Origin of the sequence: Pseudomonas fluorescens (assembly GCF_002022275.1) — a bacterium.
GTDB lineage: Bacteria > Pseudomonadota > Gammaproteobacteria > Pseudomonadales > Pseudomonadaceae > Aquipseudomonas > Aquipseudomonas fluorescens_AJ.
Window position 1 is genome coordinate 45,571 of record NZ_MSDF01000001.1, and the last position, 19,336, is coordinate 64,906.

Below are 19,336 nucleotides of genomic sequence, written 5' to 3' on the forward strand. Positions count from 1 at the left end.
CATGTCCTTACAACTATGGCTGCGCGGGTGCGCAGGAGTTCGTTATTTTTGTTATCGGCGCGGGCTGTCTATGGCTTCGCGCGCCCCGGCAAGACACTCGCCAGCACTTGCTTGGCAGTTTGCACAATCACCCCGGCCTCATCCGGATCGCCCTGGAGCAGCGTGGAAGCAAATTTCTTCGCTTGTTCCAGCTTGAAATGCGGTGGCAGCGGCGGCACGTTGGGGTCGGTCTTGAACTCGATCAACACCGGCACATCCGAGGCGAGCGCTTGCTCCCAGGCCGACGCGACGTCTTCTTCGCGCTCGACGAAGATACCCTTGAGCCCCAGCGAGATCGCAAACAGGTGGTACGGCACGTCGGGGATGTTCTGCGAAGCCTCGAACTTGGGATCGCCTTCCATCACCCGTTGCTCCCAGGTGACCTGGTTCAAGTCCTCGTTATTGAAGACTGCGCAGATCCATTTCGGGCTCTGCCACTGCCGCCAGTATTTGGCGACGGTGATCAACTCGGCCATGTTGTTCATTTGCATCGCGCCATCGCCTACCAGCGCGATCACCGTCTGCTGCGGATGGGCGAATTTGGCCGCAATCGCATAGGGCACGGCGGCGCCCATCGACGCCAGGCCGCCGGACAGCGAACACTGCATGCCTCGGCGGATCTTCAGGTCACGCGCATACCAGTTGGCGCAGGAGCCGGAGTCGCTGGTGATAATCGCGTGGTCGGGCAAGCGCGGCGAAAGTTCGTATACCACGCGCTGTGGGTTGATCGGCTTGGCCTTGGCCAGGGCGCGTTTCTCCAGGGTTTTCTCCCAGCTTGCGCGCCAGCCTTCGACCTTTTTGCGCCACGTGCGCGTGGTTTTGTGTTCCAGCAGCGGCAGCAGTGCGGCGAGGGTTTCGGCCGCATCGCCGAGCAGGTTCACCTCCATAGGGTAACGCAGGCTCAGCATGTCGGGTTGCAGGTCAATCTGTACGCCGCGGGCTTGGCTTTCCTTGGGCAGGAACTCGGAATAGGGAAAACCCGAACCGATCATCAACAAGGTGTCACATTCGGTCATCAACTTGTAGCTGGGCTCGGTGCCGAGCAGGCCGATGCTGCCGGTGACCCACGACAGGTCATCGGGCAACACCGCCTTGCCGAGCAACGCCTTGGCGGCGCCTGCACCCAATGCTTCGGCCACGGCGATCACCTGGTCAGTCGCCGCCAGTGCCCCGGCGCCGACCAGAATCGCAACTTTTTTGCCAGCATTGAGTACGTCAGCCGCGCGTTGCAGGTCGGCGTCATAGGGTACGACCTTGGGTTTGCTGTAGCCCACACCGGAATGCACCGTGCCATGGGCCCTGGCGGGCAGCTCGTAGGCAGTTTCCTGCAAGTCGTTAGGCAATATAATCGCGGTGACCCGGCGCTCGCCAACAGCGGTACGCACCGCGCGGTCAATCAGGTGGCGCACCTGCGACGGCACCAAGGCCTGTTGCACAAAGGCGCCGGCCACATCCTTGAACATCGAGACCAGGTCCAGCTCTTGCTGGTAATGGCCGCCCAGCGCCGCCCGGGCTTGTTGCCCGACAATCGCCAGTACCGGCATGTGGTCCATACGCGCGTCATACAGTCCAGTGATCAAATGCGACGCACCCGGCCCGGAGGTGGCAATACACACGCCCAGTTCGCCGGTAAATTTAGCGTGGGCCGAAGCCATGAAGGCGGCCATTTCTTCGTGACGGGCCTGGATGAACTCGATCTTGCCGTTAGCGCGACTCAAGGCACCAAACACGCCGTTGATGCCGTCACCCGGATAACCAAAAATCCGCGTGACGCCCCACTGGGCAAGCCGTTCAACCAGAAAGTCACCTACTATCGTTGTCATTGGAACCCTCGCTTAAAGCAGGTCGAATGAAAACCGGCGCAACACGTTGCGCCGGCCATGCGTCAGAGAATCGGCTTACCGCCCGTCACGCCGTAGCGTTCGCCGGAGATGTAACTGCCCTCATCGGATGCCAGCAGTACATAAATCGGCGCCACTTCGACCGGTTGGCCTGGGCGACCCAGGGGCGTATTGCCACCGAAATTCCTCACTGACTCTTCAGGCATCGTCGACACGATCAGAGGTGTCCAGATAGGCCCTGGCGCGACGCTGTTAACACGAATACCGCGCTTACCGAGCAACTGCGCCAGGCCTGCGGTAAAATTGGCGATGGCGCCTTTGGTGGCCGCATAACACAGGAGTGTCGGGTTGGGCGCATCGGAGTTGACGGAGCTGGTGTTAATGATCGAGCTGCCTGCGGCCATATTGGGCAGCGCGGCCTTGCAGATCCGAAACATGGCGGTGACATTGACGTCGAATGTCTTCACCCATTCCTCGTCAGCAATTTCTTCCAACGTTTCATGGGTCATCTGAAAGGCTGCGTTGTTAACCAAAATATCGATACGCCCAAAGGCCTTCACCGTGTCATTCACGATGGCCGCGCAGTGCGGCTGGCGGCTCAAATCACCCGGCAAAAGCACGCACTGGCGGCCGGCCGCTTCGACCCAGCGCGCGGTTTCCTTGGCGTCCTCGTGCTCGTCAAGATAAGAGATCGCCACGTCCGCACCCTCACGTGCGAAGGCAATGGCGACGGCTCGGCCGATGCCGCTGTCGGCGCCGGTGATCAAGGCTATTTTGTTCGCCAGACGGCCTGAACCCTTATAGGTTTTTTCACCACAATCGGGTTGCGGGTCCATCCGGTATTGGTCGCCGGGCACCGCTTGCTGTTGGGGTTTGAACGGTGGTTTTGGGTAGTTGCTCATCGGAGGTCCTCCTTCGTCTGCCTATTCTTGCGAGGACTCACCGCAGGCAATAGTTCAGACGAAATTGCAAAATCCGGATTAGCGTTGCGGTGGCGCGATACCACCCGTCGATCTGAATAAACCTTCCGCAAGGTTTGCGCCTCAACCGAATAACAGGGATTATCGTGCGATCTAAAAACGTCTTTGCTGGCCAGTTTTTAGGCTATATTTCGCACTTCTTTATCAATCCTTATCCGTCTGAATCGAGGCCGTGTGATAACGGACTTTCAGCGCGCTGTTAACCAAGGTTTACCTCATGAAGTCTGCCCCACCACGGTCCCCGAATGTTCCGCAACGCACGGACCTGACGCCCAGTAACCTGAAATTTCCGGTCGTAGGTATCGGTGCGTCGGCGGGCGGGCTGCAAGCGGTGAAGGCATTTTTCGAACACATGCCCAAAGACTGCGGCATGGCCTTCGTGGTGATTCTGCATCTGTCGCCCGACCATCAAAGTGTGGCCGACAAAATCATCCAGGAGTCGACGCGGATGCCGGTGCTGCAAGTCACCGACACCACACCCATCGAAAAAAACCACGTCTACGTCATCTCCCCCGCACAACATTTGGCGATGAATGATGGCTATCTGGCGGTTTCGCCTTCGGTACGCGAAGGCGGTTCGCACATTGCAATCGACCTATTTTTCCGCGACCTGGCAGACACGCATAAGGAGCGCGCCTTTTGCGTGATCCTTTCCGGCACCGGCTCCGACGGCGCAGTTGGGTTGTCGCGTATCAAGGAGCAAGGCGGAGTCACCTTGGTACAAACGCCGGAAGATGCCGAATTCGACGGCATGCCGCTGGCCGCCATCGAGACGCAGATGGTCGACCTGTCGCTTCCAGTGGTGGAAATGCCTCAGAAACTACTCGAACTGTGGCGTAATGCTCAATCGATCATCCTGCCCACGGCCGATGACCCAGAGATTCACACGACACCGCCCGCGACCGAACGGGATGTTGCCGTGGCCGAACAACTGTTGCTGGACATCCTCATCCAGCTCCGCGCCAGCACCGGCCATGACTTCAAGCACTACAAGAGGGCCACGGTGTTGCGCCGCATTGAGCGGCGCCTGCAGGTGACCGCCCAACCTGACCTGGCCAGTTATTACAATTTTCTGCAGGCACACCCCGAAGAAACCAAGGCGTTACTCGGCGACATGCTGATCGGCGTTACGAACTTCTTTCGCGACCGCGAGGCTTTCGAAGCGCTTGAGCGTGACGTGATTCCCAACTTGGTCAAGACTCTGGAAGACAGCGTCCCGCATCGCGAGGAAGTGCGTATCTGGTCGGCCGGTTGTTCGACCGGCGAAGAAGCCTACAGCTTGGCGATGCTGGTCGCCGAGCAACTGGTGCTGGACGCCAGCGGGGCAAAAATGCAGGTGTTCGCCACCGATATCGACGAGCGCGCGATCAGCCATGGCCGCAATGGCGTGTACCCCGAAGCGATCATCACCGACGTGCCGCCCACGCGCCTGCGCCAGTATTTCTCCAAGGAGAAAAACCAGCACTATCGCGTGCGCAAGGAAATTCGCGAAAAGGTGTTGTTTGCCAAGCACAGCCTGATGGCCGACCCGCCGTTCTCGCAGATCGACCTGATTGTGTGCCGCAACCTGCTGATCTACCTGGACCGGGAAGTACAACGGGACATCCTGCAGATGTTCCATTTCGCCTTGCGACCCGGCGGCTATCTGTTCCTTGGTTCGTCGGAATCGGCTGATAGCTGCCTTGACCTGTTTGTGCCGGTGGACAAGCGCAACCGCATCTTTCGTGTGCGCGCTGGCTCGACCTCGGTGCGCCGCGCGCCCACCATGCCGCGCGGCGGCTACTTGCGCCCCAACATCCTGCCAGCCATCACTGAAACCAAGATGCCGACGAAAGTCTCGTTTGCTGAAATTCACCTGCGCGCCCTGGAAAAAGCCGCGCCGCCGAGTGTCATCGTCGATGTACACGCCGATATCTTGCACATCAGCGAAGGTGCCGGGCGCTTCCTGCGTTACGTAGCAGGGGAAATGACGCGTAATTTGCTCGCGCTGGTACACCCCGACCTGCGCCTGGATATTCGCACGACGCTGTTTCAGGTCCAGCAATCCGGTCTGCCGGTCACGTCACGCAAGGTGCAACTGGAGCGCGGCCAGGAATTGTTCATGGTGGACATCACTGCCCTTCCCTACCGGGATGACGCCACCGAAAGCGATTTTGTCCTAGTGACGTTCAAAGAGACCCAGGTCGACTCGCAGCAATCGGGCGAGTCGAGCGTCAACTTCGTCGAAAACCAGATGATGAGCAATCTGGAACGTGAACTACAGCGTACAAAGCTGCACCTGCAGGACACCATCGAACAATCGGAAGTCTCCAGCGAGGAACTCAAGGCCTCCAACGAGGAGATGCAGGCGGTCAACGAAGAATTGCGTTCGGCCACTGAAGAATTGGAGACCAGCAAGGAAGAGTTGCAGTCGATCAACGAAGAGCTGCTCACCGTCAACTATGAACTCAAGACCAAGGTTGAAGAAACCGACAAGGTCAACGACTACCTGACCAACCTGATTGCGTCAACCGACATCGCTACCGTGTTTGTCGACCGCAATATGCGCATCCGCTGGTTTACCCCGCGCGCCACGGACATCTTCAGCATGCTGCCGGTGGATACCGGGCGCTCTTTGATGGACATCACCCACCGCCTCAACTACCCCGAAATGGCAAGTGACGCGACGAATGTCTTCGAATCATTGAGCATGATCGAGCGCGAGATCAGCAGTAAGGATGAGCGTTGGTACATCGCGCGTCTACTGCCTTACCGCTCCAGCGAAGACCATATTGACGGCACCGTGTTGACCTTTATCGACATCACCAAACGTCGCCTGGCCGAGGAGGAACTCAGGTTGGGAGAAGAGCGCATGCGCCTCGTGGCCGAAAGCACCCATGACTTCGCCATCATCATTCTAGACGACCATGGGGCTATCACCGACTGGAATACCGGCGCGGAATTGATCTTCGGCTACACCAAAGAAGAAGTGCTGGGTGCTTACTACGACCTGATCTTCTCCCCGGAGGACCGCACCGACGGCGTGCCGGAAAATGAACTGCGCGCTGCCCGCGAGCATGGCCGGGGTGAAGACGAGCGCTGGCATGTGCGCAAGGACGGCAGCCGGTTCTATTGCAGTGGTGAAGTCACTCAGCTCAAGAGCGACAGCCTGCGCGGCTACGTCAAGATCGCCCGCGACCTCACTGGCCATAAACGCATGCATGATGAGCAACACAAACGGCTGATGGAAACCCAGACCAACAGCCATCTCAAGGACGAGTTTTTCGCGGTGATGTCTCACGAGCTCAAACACCCGTTGAACCTGATCCAGCTCAACGCCGAATTGCTGCGCCGCCTGCCGGCCACCAAGTCAGCGGTCCCGGCCATCAAGGCCGTTGATACGATCTGCGAGGCCGTCTGCAGCCAGGCACGAATTATTGACGACCTGCTTGACGTGGCAAGGGTGCGGACCGGCAAGCTCAAGCTTAAGAAACAGCCGGTCGATCTGGCCAAGACGCTTCAGGACGTCTACAACGTGGTGCTCAACGATGGCCACCGTTGCCAAGTGACACTGGATATTTCCCTGGCGCCGCAGACCACGCTGGTCGTCGATGCCGACCCTACGCGGCTTGAGCAGGTGATTTGGAACCTGGTCAACAACGCACTGAAATTCACCCCGGACGATGGCCGCGTCCAGTTGGTACTGAGCCGCGTGGATGGGCATGCGCAACTGGACGTCATCGACAGCGGCATCGGGCTCGCCGAGGAAAGCCTGGATAAGATTTTCGACCTGTTCAGCCAGGCGGAAAACCAGCACCAGACGCATCAGCGTGAGGGTCTCGGGATCGGCTTGTCGCTGGTACGCCAATTGGTTGAGGCCCATGGCGGACAAGTGAGAGTTCACTCCAAAGGCCTGGGCTTCGGCTGCGCGTTCTCGATGCTGTTGCCCCTGAGCGAGCAGCATGATGACCTGCTACTCATCCCTGAAACCTCAGATGAGGATAACCGCCTGGGCGGGTTGAAAGTCCTGCTGGTCGATGACTCCCAAGACGTGCTGCTCGTGCTACAGATGCTGCTTGAAATGGAAGGTGCCGACGTAAAGGCCTTCGGCGATCCGCAATTGGCACTTGAAGCCGCGAACACCGATCGGTACGACCTGATCATTTCAGACATCGGGATGCCGGGCATGGACGGCCATGAATTGATGAAAAACCTTCGTAAGCTGGATCACTTATACACGACGCCATCCATTGCACTCACGGGCTATGGCGCCGTGGGCGATCAGAAAAAAACCGCAGAGTCAGGCTTTAACCATCATGTCAGCAAGCCGGTGGCTCATGAGTCGCTGATTGAACTGATCAATAGTTTGCGCAGCGCGGGCAATTAAGGACAGATAATCCACATTATCGTTGCTGGCGTCGCGCCAGCAATGCATACAATTTATTGACACTTTCTTGTAACGCATCTTCGACGCGTTGATCAAGATTGATTTTTCGGCAGATGGGGCAGCACGGATCATGCCCAATGAATGCCGTATGCGCTTGGCTTTCAAGCGAGGGAAAATACTCCACCTGACAGGCCACACAGTTTTTTCCCACTTGTTGATGAGACATACACACTCCATCCCTTGACGTCTAGTTCGCATCATTAACAAGCGATATCAATAAGCCTGCCGAGTTTCAAGCCACATCCTCAAAAATCTTCAAACAAGCGCTTACTTGATTTCACTGTGCCGCTACCTGAAATCCTGCCAGCACACGGCTCAATCCGCGCCGTCGTTATCCGGCCTGGGCACGATGTCGATGCCGGGGGTGCCGTTAGGTGGAGGCTGCGAGTCTTCGTCCGTGCCTTTGCGGTGTTGCGGGTCATCGGGATGATCCCAGTCGGTCGTGGCGTTCGGATCTTCATCCCGCCCGGCAGTGCCGACGACGAAGCCATCATCATTCGGCTCTTGAGGATTTTCTACTGGGGCGGACTCGGTATTGGACGGGTCGTTTGTCATGGCGAAACTCTCCAATTAATAGCTAACAGCGTATGGATCTGTTTCGAGTCGCTAGCGGTGTCGAAGTGCAACGTAAAAGACGAATGGCACGCAGGTCAACTCGCCAGAACGATTTGCCCCTCTCGACTCTCTTCCGCCAGCCCATCTACCACGGCCTGCCAGCGCTCCTTGGCAGGCGCCGCGCTTGCCTCATACCAACCTGACTGCCGCTGAGCGCTGGTGCCATCGCTGAGTATCCTCCGGGCTTGGGTAAACACGCCCTCCTCACCCAACGCGCAGGCAATGGCGCCAAAGCGTCGCTCTGCCAGCGTCAGCCATTGTTCAAGCGACAGCGCCGGCGTCTCGGGCGCAAGCACAAAGCGCCCCTGGTGCCCCCAGCGCCTGGCTTGATTCCGGTTTTCCTTGAGCAGCCAGTGGCACTCGACACTGTATTGACTGCCAGGCGTCGGTAACAGGCAGGCATATTTGACCATCACCCGGAACAGCCCGGCCAAGGCCAGCGCGTCGCTCAAACGCGGGCATGCGTCGGTCATGCGCAACTCCAGCGTCGGGTAGCTCAAAGAGGGGCGACAACCCCACCAGATATTTGCGTCGCTGGCCACCGCGCCGGTCCGTTTGAGTAAGCCCAAGTAGTGCTGGAAACCGGGCTCATCCAGCAGGTATTCGGGGATGCCCATACGCGGCCACTCGTCACACACCACTTGCCGGTAGCTGCAATAGCCACTGAGTTGGCCCTGCCACAACGGCGATGAAACGCTCAGGGCCAGCAGCATCGGCAACCAGGGCAATACCTCGTTCATAACCGCGATGCGATCGACACCTGCCGGGATCTCTGCGTGAACGTGCAGACCGCTGAGCACGCTACGCTGCGCGACGATTCGGAACTCATCGAACAACCGCTGGAAATGCGCCTGCGGGGTAGCCCGTTGCGCCTGCCAACCGGCCATTGGGTGCGCGCCGCTGCTGATAAACCCCAGCCCGTGTTCGGCCAATGCCTGGTTCAGTTCTCGGCGCACGCGGCCCAGGTAGGTGGCAGCGTATACGGCATCGTCAAACACCGGCGATGCCACTTCGACCTGGCCCTGGAACATCTCATAGGAAAAGCCCTCGCCAATTGCCTCGCGACAGGCTGCCAACACCCCCGCCGACGGTTCGGCAAGCAGGCGTCGGCTGCGCAGATCGATGATGAAATATTCTTCTTCAATGCCAAAGCGCTGTCCGCGGTCCATGGCCACTCAGCTCAGGCGGGTAACGGTCAGCGCCACTGCGGCAATGCGCTCGACCCGCTCGTAGCCGGGCTTTTCCAACTCTTCGCCGAATACGTCGGGGTCCAGTTCGCGGTAGATCCAGCCAAAGGCGTCGCTGGTCAACACGGCACGGGCGGCCTCAAGAAACGCATCGCGACCGTCGACCATCGCCACGCCGGTGTAGAGCAACAAGGTGCCGTCGCGCGCCAGGCGCGGCAGCGCTTCACGCAAGATGCGCAACGACAGCGCTTCACCCAGTTCGCCGCCGCCGTGGCGGTAGGCCCGCTGTTGACCGTCCTTCATGTAGGGCGGGTTGGCGAGGATCAGATCAAAGCAGCCGTCGACGCTGTCGAGTACGTCGCTGTGGTACACGCTGACGTTCGGCGTCTCGGCTAGTTCGGCATTGACCGCGCTCAGGCGCAGCGCCCTGGGGTTGATGTCCACCGCCAGCACCTCAGCGTCATGCCGTGCGCGCGCCACCAGCAAGGCACCGGCGCCCGAGCCACAGCCGATGTCCACGGCGCGGCGGATCGGCGCAAAGCGCTCGCGCAGACAGTCATCAATGACGCCGGCAAAACGGTAGGTGTCGGGGCCGAAAAACACCGAGTCTGCGTCCTCGGTTGGAAACGCCGAATGCGCCAACAGCAAAGGGCCCAGGGTCGACCAGCGTACCGTGCTGTACCAGCGCCCGTGCGCCTTGACGACAATGCCAGCTTCTTGCAGCTCCCGCCATTCGGCGGGCTCGAACACCTGCGCATCAAAGGGTCGCGACCAGCCGAAAATCCCGCGCATGTCGCTGGCCGGCGCGTTATCTAAACGGGTAATCACCCCTGTGTGGGTCAACGGCGTGGGCGTGATGAAGCGATAGTCATCCGCCTGCAGGCGTCGGCCCAAATGCAGCAGCGCGCGGTCGGCGCGTGATTGGGCCGATGAAATGGGAGACGACGAATACAGCAGCGGATCGACCATGAGTGCATTCCTTTGTCAGTCAGCGCAGGCCTGCGCGCAATTGAATAAAACGCCGGGTGGCAAACAAACCAGCGGGGCGATGATGCCGGTCAGGGCGCAGCCATGGTAGCAACAGAGTTAACTGCTGCTCGCCGCTGCGCAGCGCCAGTGCCTCTTGGAGTGCATGAGCCTCGGGGTCGTCGGGCGCGTACGCGCTTGACGACACGGGCATCGCCGGGCGTGGGCGCGCACTACGTTTTGCATCGCACCAATCCCCGGCGATCCAGTCGCGCAGCAATTGTTTTTCATAGCCACTGAACACGCCGAACATGGCAGCCCCCGCGCCGTCAATCAGTTGCCAGAAACGACTGTCTTCAGGGGGCTGGTTCCGCTTAATCCAGCCCTTGTTCTGCAAGGCCTGCAAGAAATTGCGAACCTGCCCCGGCTGCGCCAACCATTGATTGACAGTCTTGCCTTCAAAGCGGCAGTAATCGGAATGCATGTGCTGGCCGAATGGACGCTTGCGCTCAAGCATTGCGACCAACTCCTGCTCCAGGTCAAACGCCTGGATCACTGCCGTGGATCCCACGCCCAGATCGTTCAGCTGGTAACCGCGACATACCCGTTGCCAATATTCGGTCGCATCCATACCCTCGGGCATCAACGCCAGAACCGCTTGAACCGCGCGCCGGGCATGGCCGCTGCTGGCGTTGTCGATGGTCACATGAAGACTGAAATAATAGGGGTCGATTCCCAGCTCCGTGAGCTCGTAAGCGCAGATGAGCAGGTGCAGCGGCAGTTGCTCATAGCCGAGGTTATAGCCGAGGATTTCCGGCATGTGCGCCTGGGCGCTGTGGCCAAGCGCCAACTGGATGGCGCCTTGGTGGAAGTGCTGATCCTGCCAGTCAAAATCGCCGTCGCAGCCTTGCTCGGCCAACAGGCGTTGGTAAATCGCGACATGGTTCTGTGCCGGTTCGCCATCACCGAGTTCTTCTAGGTAGGTGGTCAAAAGCCCGTCGTAGCGATAATCGCGCCAGTGCGCAAGTACGCCGTAAAGCCAGGCCCCATCGACGTGTTTGGTCGGCGCCACGCACTGCAGGAAATACAGGGCGTGCGCTTTATTTTGAAAATAGCGGCGGTCTTCGCCTTGCTGCCGACCGTGCAGGTACTGCGCGTACTCCTGGGCAACCGCCGTGCAATTGTGTTCGACCCACTTCATCAGTTGGTCAAGCGACGCGGGCAACGGCGCGCCCTCAACGGGCCCGACAAGTCCCAGCTGCGCCTGCAGGAAATCCGCTGCCCGCTGCGAAGATTCGGCATCCCATTCGGCAAGCAAATATTGGTACTGGTTACGCAAAGCGCCCTCCCGCTGCCACTGGCTGGATGCATTTTTCAGGGTTTGAAAGACAGTCATGAAAAGCTCCTTGGGTGGCTTACCCGGCACATCTGCCAGCGGCCACCGACAGGCAAGTACACGCCGAGCGCAACGGGACAAAACAGGAAAGCTATGTAACCGGGCAATGCAGGCATGGCAGGCTCCATCCGCATATTTTTATTCGGGCCTCGGCGACTGCCGACACCTATTACGGGGCGTTTTTTCGCCTCTATTACGAAAGAGCCGCACACTGCGCAAAAAATTCCATCGGCGTGCGCCAGCGCCGGACCAAGTGATGGGGCCGCCCGCGGAGCGTCCAGTGAGTTCAAGGCTTCAAACGCTTTTCATCTTCAGGGCCTGGGGTAACCCGCGCGCCCTTACCGTTTGAATCCGGATTGCGCTCGCCTTCCCTGGACACGCGCTCATCGTCACTGAGCCCTTGGCCGAGGTCCTTTTCCGGAAGCTGGTCAGGCGCGTCGGCGTCAGGTTGGGTGGTGGTAGATGGCGTGTTCATCGGCATAGCCTCCTCTGCTGAATCATAGGGAATGATTGAAATTTTTCCGTTGCGCTCAAGAATCGCGAATTTAATCTGACTCATATCTGTAATGCCCTGTGCGGACCGCGACGCTTCAAGGATGTCTTCTTCGTCCAGCCGCGCGTGCTTCAAGCGTTGGTGCAGGGCGCGGCCTTGCTCAACCAAAATTGTCGGGCCGCCGTCGAGCAGGCGCGAAAACCATCGCGAACGCTGCTTGACCAATGAAAAACCGATGTCGATTGCAATCAGCGTAACGATCACCAGCACCGCATTGACCAACGAGAAATCATCGCCCAACAACGCCTGTTGTGTGGCCTCGCCAATCACCATCAACAGCACCAAGTCGAACGTGGTGAGTTCCGCCAGGGAGCGCCGGCCAGCGATCTTGAACAGCACCATCAGCACTAAGTAAATCGCGGCTGCGCGCAGGACCGAATCCATGAGAGTCCCTAGGGATAAATGAATTGAGAGAAGCGCACGGAGGCGCCACTGGTTCGCGACACTCGGGTCGCGAATTTGCCTACGCCGTCGCTGCGCAGGGTCATGTACAACGTCGCCTGGCCGTCGCTATCGCTCAGTACCCAAAGCTTCACGCCCTCATCGGCGGCGCTGGCTTTGAGCGGCTGCGGCTGCAACATTTCGATATTGAAACCGCGTAGCAGCTCGCCATTGATCTCGACTTCAAGGGGCTCGCGCGCCCGCCCCTGCAGGTGAATGACCAGCCCGCCGGAGGAACCGTTGCGCAGGAACCGCTGGTATTCCACACGCACTCGTCCGTCAGCACTGCGCACCTCGCCTTGGCTCAGCGGCCCCTTGGAAAACAGCCCGGCCAACGTCAGCCCTATCAGAACGACCAGCGCATACCAGCCCAGCCGCTCAAAGCGCCAGACCTTGCGTTGCAAGACCATGTCCTCTCTCACCGGAGCGTTGCGGCTTTGCAGATCGTCAGATTCAGGAGCGTTCATATCAGGCCCGCATTCAACCCTTGCTGTGCTCGGGCGAGGACGGCCCCTTAGTTACGCCGCGCGGGCCGGCGACGGCCCATATCGCGGCGCCTAGAAATGGCAATAGCACGACCACGGCGGTCCAACAGGCCTTGCTACCCGATGCGCTATCGCTTCGCCAGACACTATTGATGATCCACAAGTCGATCAGTATGAGAACAACGGCCAAGCCTATCCAAAAGTACGTGGTTTGCATGATTCACCTCCGGGTTATGCATCTTTAGGTTTCGAATGCACATGCAGGGTTCATTATTTTTATGTGCAAGATCCAAGCGGTAAGCACGGCCTCGACAACGCCACTAATTCAACATCATCCACACTCAAAACGTTGCACGACGGGGCGTTCTTCAGCGAGCCTTTAATATATTTACGTTTTGTTTTTACCGTTCATCTTCTTTTCATTAATTTTTTAAGTGAAATTAAAACATATTGGTCCGAGTAGACATTAGGAGCATTAATTCACAACTAGGGAACCGAGACTTTATTCCAGATGGATCTCGATTTCGTCGAAATTAACCTCGTAGTCTACGTTGAGTACTCGCAGCTTTAACCAACATGAGCCCTTGACCGATGCCATCAGCGCCTATAAAAGTTTGGTAGCCGGACACGAGTTAGGATCAAGGTCAGCTTGGAGACAGATGGATGAGCAGCGCATTCCGATATGCTAAAGCTATTCGTATAGCACTACCCGACATCATGATCTGGTTTAACGGACTGTTGTCGAGATATCTGCAGCCACAGTCGGTAGCGCATCCTTGATCACGCTGAAGCCCGCCGAGACAGTCGTACTCTTCGATGGCACCTGCAAACTCTGTAACGGCTGGGCGTGGCTTATCATCCAGCATGACGTAGCACATCGCATCAGGCTGGCCACGGTCCAGTCAGAACAGGGGCAAGCGTTATTAGCATGGGCAGGACTACCACAGCACGCATTCAACACAATTGTATTAGTCGCTGGTGATCGATTTTATGTGCGATCTGAGGCCATGTTCCAAATAGTCACGCGTCTGCCCTGGTATTGGCGCTGGGCATTGGTAGCGCGCCTAATTCCTGGGCCATTCCGGGACTGGCTTTACGACAAAATTGCGATGAATCGCTACCGGATATTTGGAAAGTACAGCTCATCCCGAACGCCAGTCGCCGATCACAAATATCGTTTCTTGAGTTAAGGAAAAGCGGGGCGAACGCCGTCGTCTAATAAAAGCGCCCTATTAGGTAACTACTGCTAGGCATAGACCAGATCAAAAAATAAGATAAGTCATGGCGACAACAATCGTTAAAGCTATCAAATTTTCAGGTCAAATCCTTTGGATACCAAGTCGAATAGCTTCGGTCAAACACCTATGAAAGCGCGAACACGTACAACCAGTTGATTAGGTGACTTTTATGCAACTTAACCATAAAGATACAAAACTAATGGCTCGCCGCCGCCTTGCGTTTGAGCAAAATCAACGGATTTTCCATGAAGCAAACGCAATCAACTGCAGCGCATGGGCGCTTCTGGATCGTCCAGACCTTGACTGCGAAATATTCGATGAATACTTACACGTGCGACTCAAAGCCAATGCGCTGTTCCGAGAAGCAATTGTCCACCTCAAATTGCTCAACGAGGTTTTTCCACAGTCCTTTACGTTCGCGACGGCTGAACGAACGACCGTACATGAAGATCTAAAGGAAACTGCCTGATGATGGATAGTAAATCCCAAGCCTGGGCGCTAGCGATGGCCCTGATTGCCAGCGGAAAAATCCCGTTCGATCCCGCGAATATGGCGGGATCAATACACATTTTGGCTCGATACCTACAGAAACTGGAAGACGCCCTTGAGGGCGAAAACATCACAAACGAACCGGCTGCATCGGCCACAGCCTAATACTGGTTTACCGCGCTGCACCGCCCAACAACGCGGCCTACTGGATTGCGCCAACCCCTCCCAGTGATCCGGTTATGCTCTTCGCCACAACCCGTGCCAATACGCACGCCACGATAGTCACGCTGGCAGAACAGGGAGTCAGGGATATTTCACGGACACTTCCGCTACCGTGAATTTTCACAGTGATACAACACCCCAGTTGCAATGCGGACAGGTCATTCCTCGCGCCGGCTGGGCTTGTGAACGCTTATAAAGCCTAGCGAAATAGTACAGCCTTCCAAGTTCTGTGGGTCGGATCTAGTTCCTCACCAAATGCAGTGCTCCAACGGACCGATGGCGGCTTGGGCGCTAAGTTGACCATAGATTTCCAGCGGTAGCGCCACCTGTACTGCAGCTACTGCAGCGCTTTACAGGTGTATACCAACCCACACGGCCCAATCGAAATGCTTATTGCCACGACGATACATGCAGCGATCAATTGATTATCGCTGATATTCAGGGCAGCCTCGATACTCGGGAATATCAGTGAACCGAAACTCGCGGCGAGCATCATCACAGCAGCGAATCCCAACCCAGCGGCCTATCTGCGATTAGCAACATCTCACAGCACATCGCGATCAACGCAACTGGCCATCGCGGCAAAGTCGCTGAGCCCTGCGGGGGCCCACCAGCGCACTACAACCGCTGGCCCAAGAGCAAAAAGACCAACGCCAGGTTGAAGAACCAGAACATAGTGGCCGTCCGCCCTTGGTGCGAAGCATGTCGTAGCTAACTGCACTGCTCATGCTGACGACAAAAGGTCAGGCAGCAACCTTTCCCGCTTGCACGAATGAATATATGAAATGGCTCGCCGTGCTAAAGCCGCTCCCTTGGTTATCTGAAAGTGCGAAGCGCCAAATTTTGAAAAAAATTCAGTCTGCCACGATGAGCGGCAGCCGGTTACCGCACTGACCGTCATGCGAGTGCTGATCAGACGCCAATAACCGCAGGCGCTCCTAGAAAAGCAAGACGTTACAGCTTCGCTATGTCTCCCGCCGCCTCACCAATCCCAGCCAAGACTTCCTCCATATCCGTTATATCTTCCGCAAGCCTTTTGAATGACATGTGCAGCGCTTCATCGTCGTCTACTGTCTGTCTTCCTCGGAGAGTAGCCAGATGGTTTTCTTCAGTAAGTTGAAGGGCACTCACGGCAGTTCGAATCGTCCCCAATTGCTGGAAGATAATAGCTATCTGATCGGCCGAGCGGCGGCTCATGGTCGTATCCCTTTGCGTCAAGTACGCTTTTTAGAGCTCCGGTTTTTGGACAAGTTCAGCAGCGTTCCCTAGAGGCACATCTTGCAGTCTCAAACGCTGGATAGCGTGGCGATGCAGTCCGAGCATGCACGGTATCGATCTGCTCGGCCATATGGTAGGCAATGAGCAGATGGTTTGATTAACGAGGACGAAAAGCCCACAGTGATTACAGTGTATGCGTCCGGCCAAGTCATCTACGTTTGAGCGCAATAATGAGGAGGGCTAACCCGCGTAGCTTTATTCAGAATGCATTCTCCTGTCCCAGCCAAAGGTGTCAGCACAGGGTGCCAACCACTGCTGGATTTTTGCATTGTGCGCTAGCTCATTGGGCTTCAGTAAGCGTGCGCCAAAATCGACGTGGCGAAGGAATTGAATCTCAAGACTCTGTTCCAACTGCTCTGCCAGCAGTGGAAAGTCCATAAGCCTCTGCATGCGCGGCCACCTGACGAGCTTACGGTAGCGTAGTTGCTGAGACTCAATACGCAGATCATCATTCGGGCGCCACTGGACATTGAATAGGTCGTCATGACGTGACAAATCGACGCGCCAGTTACCGTTGGATGGGATACACAGATCGAGCTTAAGGCTGTCAGGCCGCAATTTGTTGCGTTTGAAAAACCAATGCTCAGGTGGTTCGGTCATCAAATCTATAGAGCAAACGCTGTATGACACCTCAGCTATGTCGAATCGAGAGAACCATTCGGCGATTTCGGGACAGACCGGATGATCGAACACACTTGACCTCTTCCTGAGTAGTTGTCGGATAGCCGGGCAGCTTACTCGCTTGAGCCCTGCGGGTCATTCAACGTTACCCTAGAATGTATGATCAGAAGGCGATTGATCGAGCCCAGGAAACAAAGATTCGGACACCATTGGCGTGGTCTGACATAAATTAAGGACAAAATGTGTTTACCAAATCTCAAATTATTACCGTCCCAGTCTTGATCTCATAGGTACTTTTACTCACCGGCTGCCCGCCACCAGCATCTTTCACCCAATGGAAACGCATTTCTACCCCTGTCGATGGTTTCAGAGCAGCAATGGCACAGTGTGGAGACCCTGTGGCAGGGCCACAAAACCATTATCCTATAACGAACAGGTGCTTCACTTTCAATGCATGAAGCGCCTCGTTTTTACTCGCAAAGACGGCTTTGAATACTGTGCAATAATGAAGAATATGCCAGCCTGCGTCGAAGAACGGCAGGGCCGTCCGCTCAGCTTGTTCCAGCTCGAAGCGTTGCCGTTTGTCGAAGATGAAGCATTTCATCCAATCAAGCCTAATTCAGGCCGGGATGAACGTATGCAAATCTCATGGCGTAAAGCGGGAGCATCACTCCATTTCTCATTCGAGTTAGCCAATGATAGTGAATCCCTGCCGGTAATGTATTCGTGCGGCTATGCGAAACCACTTGGGTCGAATCTGGACGTCGCCAGCATCGGGCGCACTGCAGAAGTGCAGCGCTGCATGATTGATAATGGTTTTGAGCCCAAAAACAAAATTATGCTGGTTTGCCAGACTTACCCAAAAGTGACGGGCTGTTCGTTGACAACTCCACTGAGTTGACGCAGATAGAGAGCAGAGCCAAGAAGGTTTGCTCTTTAGAGTAGGCGCACGACGTTTCAACTCATCGGCCCAGCTGCGCTTTCTACATTGATTTAACCGATACCAATTCCACGTACTTGTATTTCTTCCTGGCAGTCTTCACAGCCTCCTGCTCAGCAAGCAACGAGCTCAACGTATCAGCCTCGTGAATCAACTCGATCATTTTTCCCTCAAACTCGTTCCCAACGCGTAGCGTGACCCTCAGCCTAGGCGTAAATGCTTTCGCCACTTTCTTCTTGGCTGCTGGAGCGACCACCGGTTTTGCGAGCACAACCTCTTCCACAGGCTCCTTTACTAGAGGAGCAGATATCTGCTCTTGGGGCTGAGTCGCACCGAACAGGGCACGACGCATTTCTTCTTCAGTTAATTCAGCGTTCATAGAACATCTCAAAGGGGGCGGTAGTCAGTTCGACGATTCTACTAGGATTGCTGCTCCAGCGTGTCCTCTGGAAGCGTTTATGACCACTGTGAGTTCGGGTTACATGCGCGCAACATTTCAGCGTGGTAATGGGTCTCATAGCGATAAAAATGATACAGCGTTAGCTAGGCTATTGAGGGCTTAGGGGTTCATCACAATGGTTGTATAGCTTCGTCTTCGACAACTGAGTGAACTGCTCCAACGCGTTTTGGAAGTCCTCCGATGCAAAGCTTACCGGCTTGCTCTCGGCGATCCATTTTGTCGAGATTCCAACTTCCAGTTTGTCCGAAATACTTCGACCGAAGCGCCGCCAATGTAAGGTGTCAGCATCGATTACCTGCTCTGCGGCCAAGACGATACAGTTAAAGTTCATGTCATCGCTACAGACCAGCAACGGCACGATTGTAGAGCTTCCATCCGCCGCCGGGATGATGCGACGGTTCGCAAGAGCGTGTTCGTCTTCGTCGATAAGCCAGATCAGAGAAAGACCAAGCCTTGCGACGTCTGACCATTCGAGATGAGTGGACAGCCATTGCTCAATGCCAATGCCGTCAATCATTAACCATGCGCAAGCGCTCCTGGCGAATACAGGTCGGTGGTAGGTGTGTTCGCCATCCGCTTACATTGCAGTAGCTGGCCATAGGCCTAATCGGTGCAGGGGAATCGCTTGGGGTACTTGCGCATGGAACAACTCGGCTAAGACACTGATAACCATCGCAATATTCATCGGGTCGCCGTAGATATCGCCGACCATGAGATCAGGATGCAACGCCACATAATCCCAACGGCTATGCTCTGCACGCTTTCTCAGTTGGGCTTCCTGAGCAACGTACAGGTTCGGTGGCGTATGCCCGCATCTCTCTCTCGTGCAGGCGTGCGAACCTTGCCCGAAGGTGGGAGCTGTAAATTTTAAAGCCCTAATAGATGACCAGCGCCGCAACCCAGAATTGGCATGCTCCAGTCCGTCGAGCACGTTGGCCAACATGGCGGCGCTGCGACTGGCTTCCACCACCAGACTCCCTCCGACTGCCTGATGAGCCGCCAACTAGGTCCATCTCCGCCCTCCATCACCAAACTTCCTCGGGGGAGCATTGGCGCACCGAAATCTTGCGCCCATCTCCTCCCCAAGAGGTGAGGATTCCACCGAAAGCCGGCCGTTTTGTAGGGGTAAAACAATCAAAAATAAAAAGGGGTCGCGAGA

Annotated in this window: 20 protein-coding genes; 5 read left to right on the forward strand and 15 right to left on the reverse strand. The window is 56.5% G+C overall.

The features are described 5' to 3' along the window. Positions 1-68: 68 nt before the first annotated feature. On the reverse strand, positions 69-1,862 hold the full coding sequence (locus BFW87_RS00250; protein ID WP_078738013.1) for a thiamine pyrophosphate-requiring protein: 1,794 nt from the start codon (positions 1,860-1,862) through the stop codon (positions 69-71). Between the two features lie 62 nt (positions 1,863-1,924). Next, on the reverse strand, positions 1,925-2,782 hold the full coding sequence (locus BFW87_RS00255) for an SDR family oxidoreductase (RefSeq protein ID WP_078738014.1): 858 nt from the start codon (positions 2,780-2,782) through the stop codon (positions 1,925-1,927). 295 nt (positions 2,783-3,077) lie between these two features. On the opposite strand from BFW87_RS00255, the gene BFW87_RS00260 reads away from it, so the two are divergent. Further along, entirely contained in the window at positions 3,078-7,226 is a 4,149-nt protein-coding gene (locus tag BFW87_RS00260) for a CheR family methyltransferase (RefSeq protein ID WP_078738015.1), read from the forward strand. A gap of 16 nt (positions 7,227-7,242) precedes the next feature. Here the strand turns inward: BFW87_RS00260 and BFW87_RS31315 are convergent, their stop codons facing one another. From BFW87_RS31315 to BFW87_RS00295, 8 genes are all read right to left on the reverse strand, one after another. After that, positions 7,243-7,452 carry a hypothetical protein gene (locus tag BFW87_RS31315; protein WP_139372371.1) on the reverse strand — a complete coding sequence of 70 codons (210 nt, stop codon included), beginning with the start codon at positions 7,450-7,452 and terminating at the stop codon, positions 7,243-7,245. A 149-nt stretch (positions 7,453-7,601) separates the two neighbouring features. Further along, a complete protein-coding gene (locus tag BFW87_RS00265) occupies positions 7,602-7,841 on the reverse strand; it encodes a hypothetical protein (protein ID WP_078738016.1) in 240 nt (79 codons plus the stop codon). Positions 7,842-7,936: 95 nt separating this feature from the next. Continuing rightward, positions 7,937-9,070, reverse strand: coding sequence for a carboxylate-amine ligase (locus tag BFW87_RS00270; protein WP_254865834.1), 1,134 nt, complete (start codon positions 9,068-9,070; stop codon positions 7,937-7,939). Between the two features lie 6 nt (positions 9,071-9,076). Beyond that, the gene (locus BFW87_RS00275) at positions 9,077-10,057 is read right to left on the reverse strand and encodes a methyltransferase (RefSeq protein WP_078738018.1); all 981 of its coding nucleotides are present in this window, start codon (positions 10,055-10,057) and stop codon (positions 9,077-9,079) included. Between the two features lie 19 nt (positions 10,058-10,076). Then, entirely contained in the window at positions 10,077-11,450 is a 1,374-nt protein-coding gene (locus BFW87_RS00280) for an iron-containing redox enzyme family protein (protein WP_078738019.1), read from the reverse strand. A 286-nt stretch (positions 11,451-11,736) separates the two neighbouring features. Then, the gene (locus tag BFW87_RS00285; RefSeq protein WP_303047295.1) at positions 11,737-12,387 is read right to left on the reverse strand and encodes a DUF421 domain-containing protein; all 651 of its coding nucleotides are present in this window, start codon (positions 12,385-12,387) and stop codon (positions 11,737-11,739) included. 8 nt (positions 12,388-12,395) lie between these two features. Continuing rightward, the gene (locus BFW87_RS00290) at positions 12,396-12,911 is read right to left on the reverse strand and encodes a hypothetical protein (protein ID WP_078738020.1); all 516 of its coding nucleotides are present in this window, start codon (positions 12,909-12,911) and stop codon (positions 12,396-12,398) included. 13 nt (positions 12,912-12,924) lie between these two features. Continuing rightward, positions 12,925-13,146: a PLD nuclease N-terminal domain-containing protein gene (locus tag BFW87_RS00295; RefSeq protein WP_008438675.1), complete on the reverse strand. Its 222-nt coding sequence runs from the start codon at positions 13,144-13,146 to the stop codon at positions 12,925-12,927. Between the two features lie 559 nt (positions 13,147-13,705). On the opposite strand from BFW87_RS00295, the gene BFW87_RS00300 reads away from it, so the two are divergent. The 3 genes from BFW87_RS00300 to BFW87_RS00310 all read left to right on the forward strand — a co-directional run bounded on the left by BFW87_RS00300 (position 13,706) and on the right by BFW87_RS00310 (position 14,821). Continuing rightward, positions 13,706-14,119 (forward strand): thiol-disulfide oxidoreductase DCC family protein, encoded by a 414-nt coding sequence (locus BFW87_RS00300; protein ID WP_078738021.1) that lies wholly within the window; start codon positions 13,706-13,708, stop codon positions 14,117-14,119. 217 nt (positions 14,120-14,336) lie between these two features. Then, positions 14,337-14,636, forward strand: coding sequence for a hypothetical protein (locus BFW87_RS00305; protein ID WP_078738022.1), 300 nt, complete (start codon positions 14,337-14,339; stop codon positions 14,634-14,636). After that, the gene (locus tag BFW87_RS00310; RefSeq protein ID WP_078738023.1) at positions 14,636-14,821 is read left to right on the forward strand and encodes a hypothetical protein; all 186 of its coding nucleotides are present in this window, start codon (positions 14,636-14,638) and stop codon (positions 14,819-14,821) included. Before BFW87_RS00305 ends, BFW87_RS00310 begins: the two co-directional genes overlap by 1 nt. Positions 14,822-15,832: 1,011 nt before the next feature. On the opposite strand, the gene BFW87_RS00315 is transcribed toward BFW87_RS00310, so the two are convergent. Continuing rightward, complete coding sequence (locus tag BFW87_RS00315; RefSeq protein ID WP_078738024.1) at positions 15,833-16,075, reverse strand: hypothetical protein; 243 nt, start codon at positions 16,073-16,075, stop codon at positions 15,833-15,835. A gap of 276 nt (positions 16,076-16,351) precedes the next feature. Continuing rightward, positions 16,352-16,849 carry a hypothetical protein gene (locus BFW87_RS00320; protein WP_008438683.1) on the reverse strand — a complete coding sequence of 166 codons (498 nt, stop codon included), beginning with the start codon at positions 16,847-16,849 and terminating at the stop codon, positions 16,352-16,354. 382 nt (positions 16,850-17,231) lie between these two features. Between BFW87_RS00320 and BFW87_RS00325 the strand changes: the two genes are divergently transcribed. Next, positions 17,232-17,678, forward strand: a complete 447-nt coding sequence (locus tag BFW87_RS00325) for a hypothetical protein (RefSeq protein ID WP_254865835.1) — start codon at positions 17,232-17,234, stop codon at positions 17,676-17,678. Positions 17,679-17,760: 82 nt separating this feature from the next. On the opposite strand, the gene BFW87_RS00330 is transcribed toward BFW87_RS00325, so the two are convergent. The 3 genes from BFW87_RS00330 to BFW87_RS00340 form a co-directional block, all read right to left on the reverse strand. Beyond that, the gene (locus BFW87_RS00330) at positions 17,761-18,096 is read right to left on the reverse strand and encodes a hypothetical protein (RefSeq protein ID WP_078738025.1); all 336 of its coding nucleotides are present in this window, start codon (positions 18,094-18,096) and stop codon (positions 17,761-17,763) included. A 169-nt stretch (positions 18,097-18,265) separates the two neighbouring features. Further along, on the reverse strand, positions 18,266-18,694 hold the full coding sequence (locus BFW87_RS00335) for a hypothetical protein (protein ID WP_078738026.1): 429 nt from the start codon (positions 18,692-18,694) through the stop codon (positions 18,266-18,268). A gap of 60 nt (positions 18,695-18,754) precedes the next feature. After that, positions 18,755-19,144 carry a hypothetical protein gene (locus BFW87_RS00340; protein ID WP_078738027.1) on the reverse strand — a complete coding sequence of 130 codons (390 nt, stop codon included), beginning with the start codon at positions 19,142-19,144 and terminating at the stop codon, positions 18,755-18,757. Positions 19,145-19,336 lie beyond the last annotated feature (192 nt).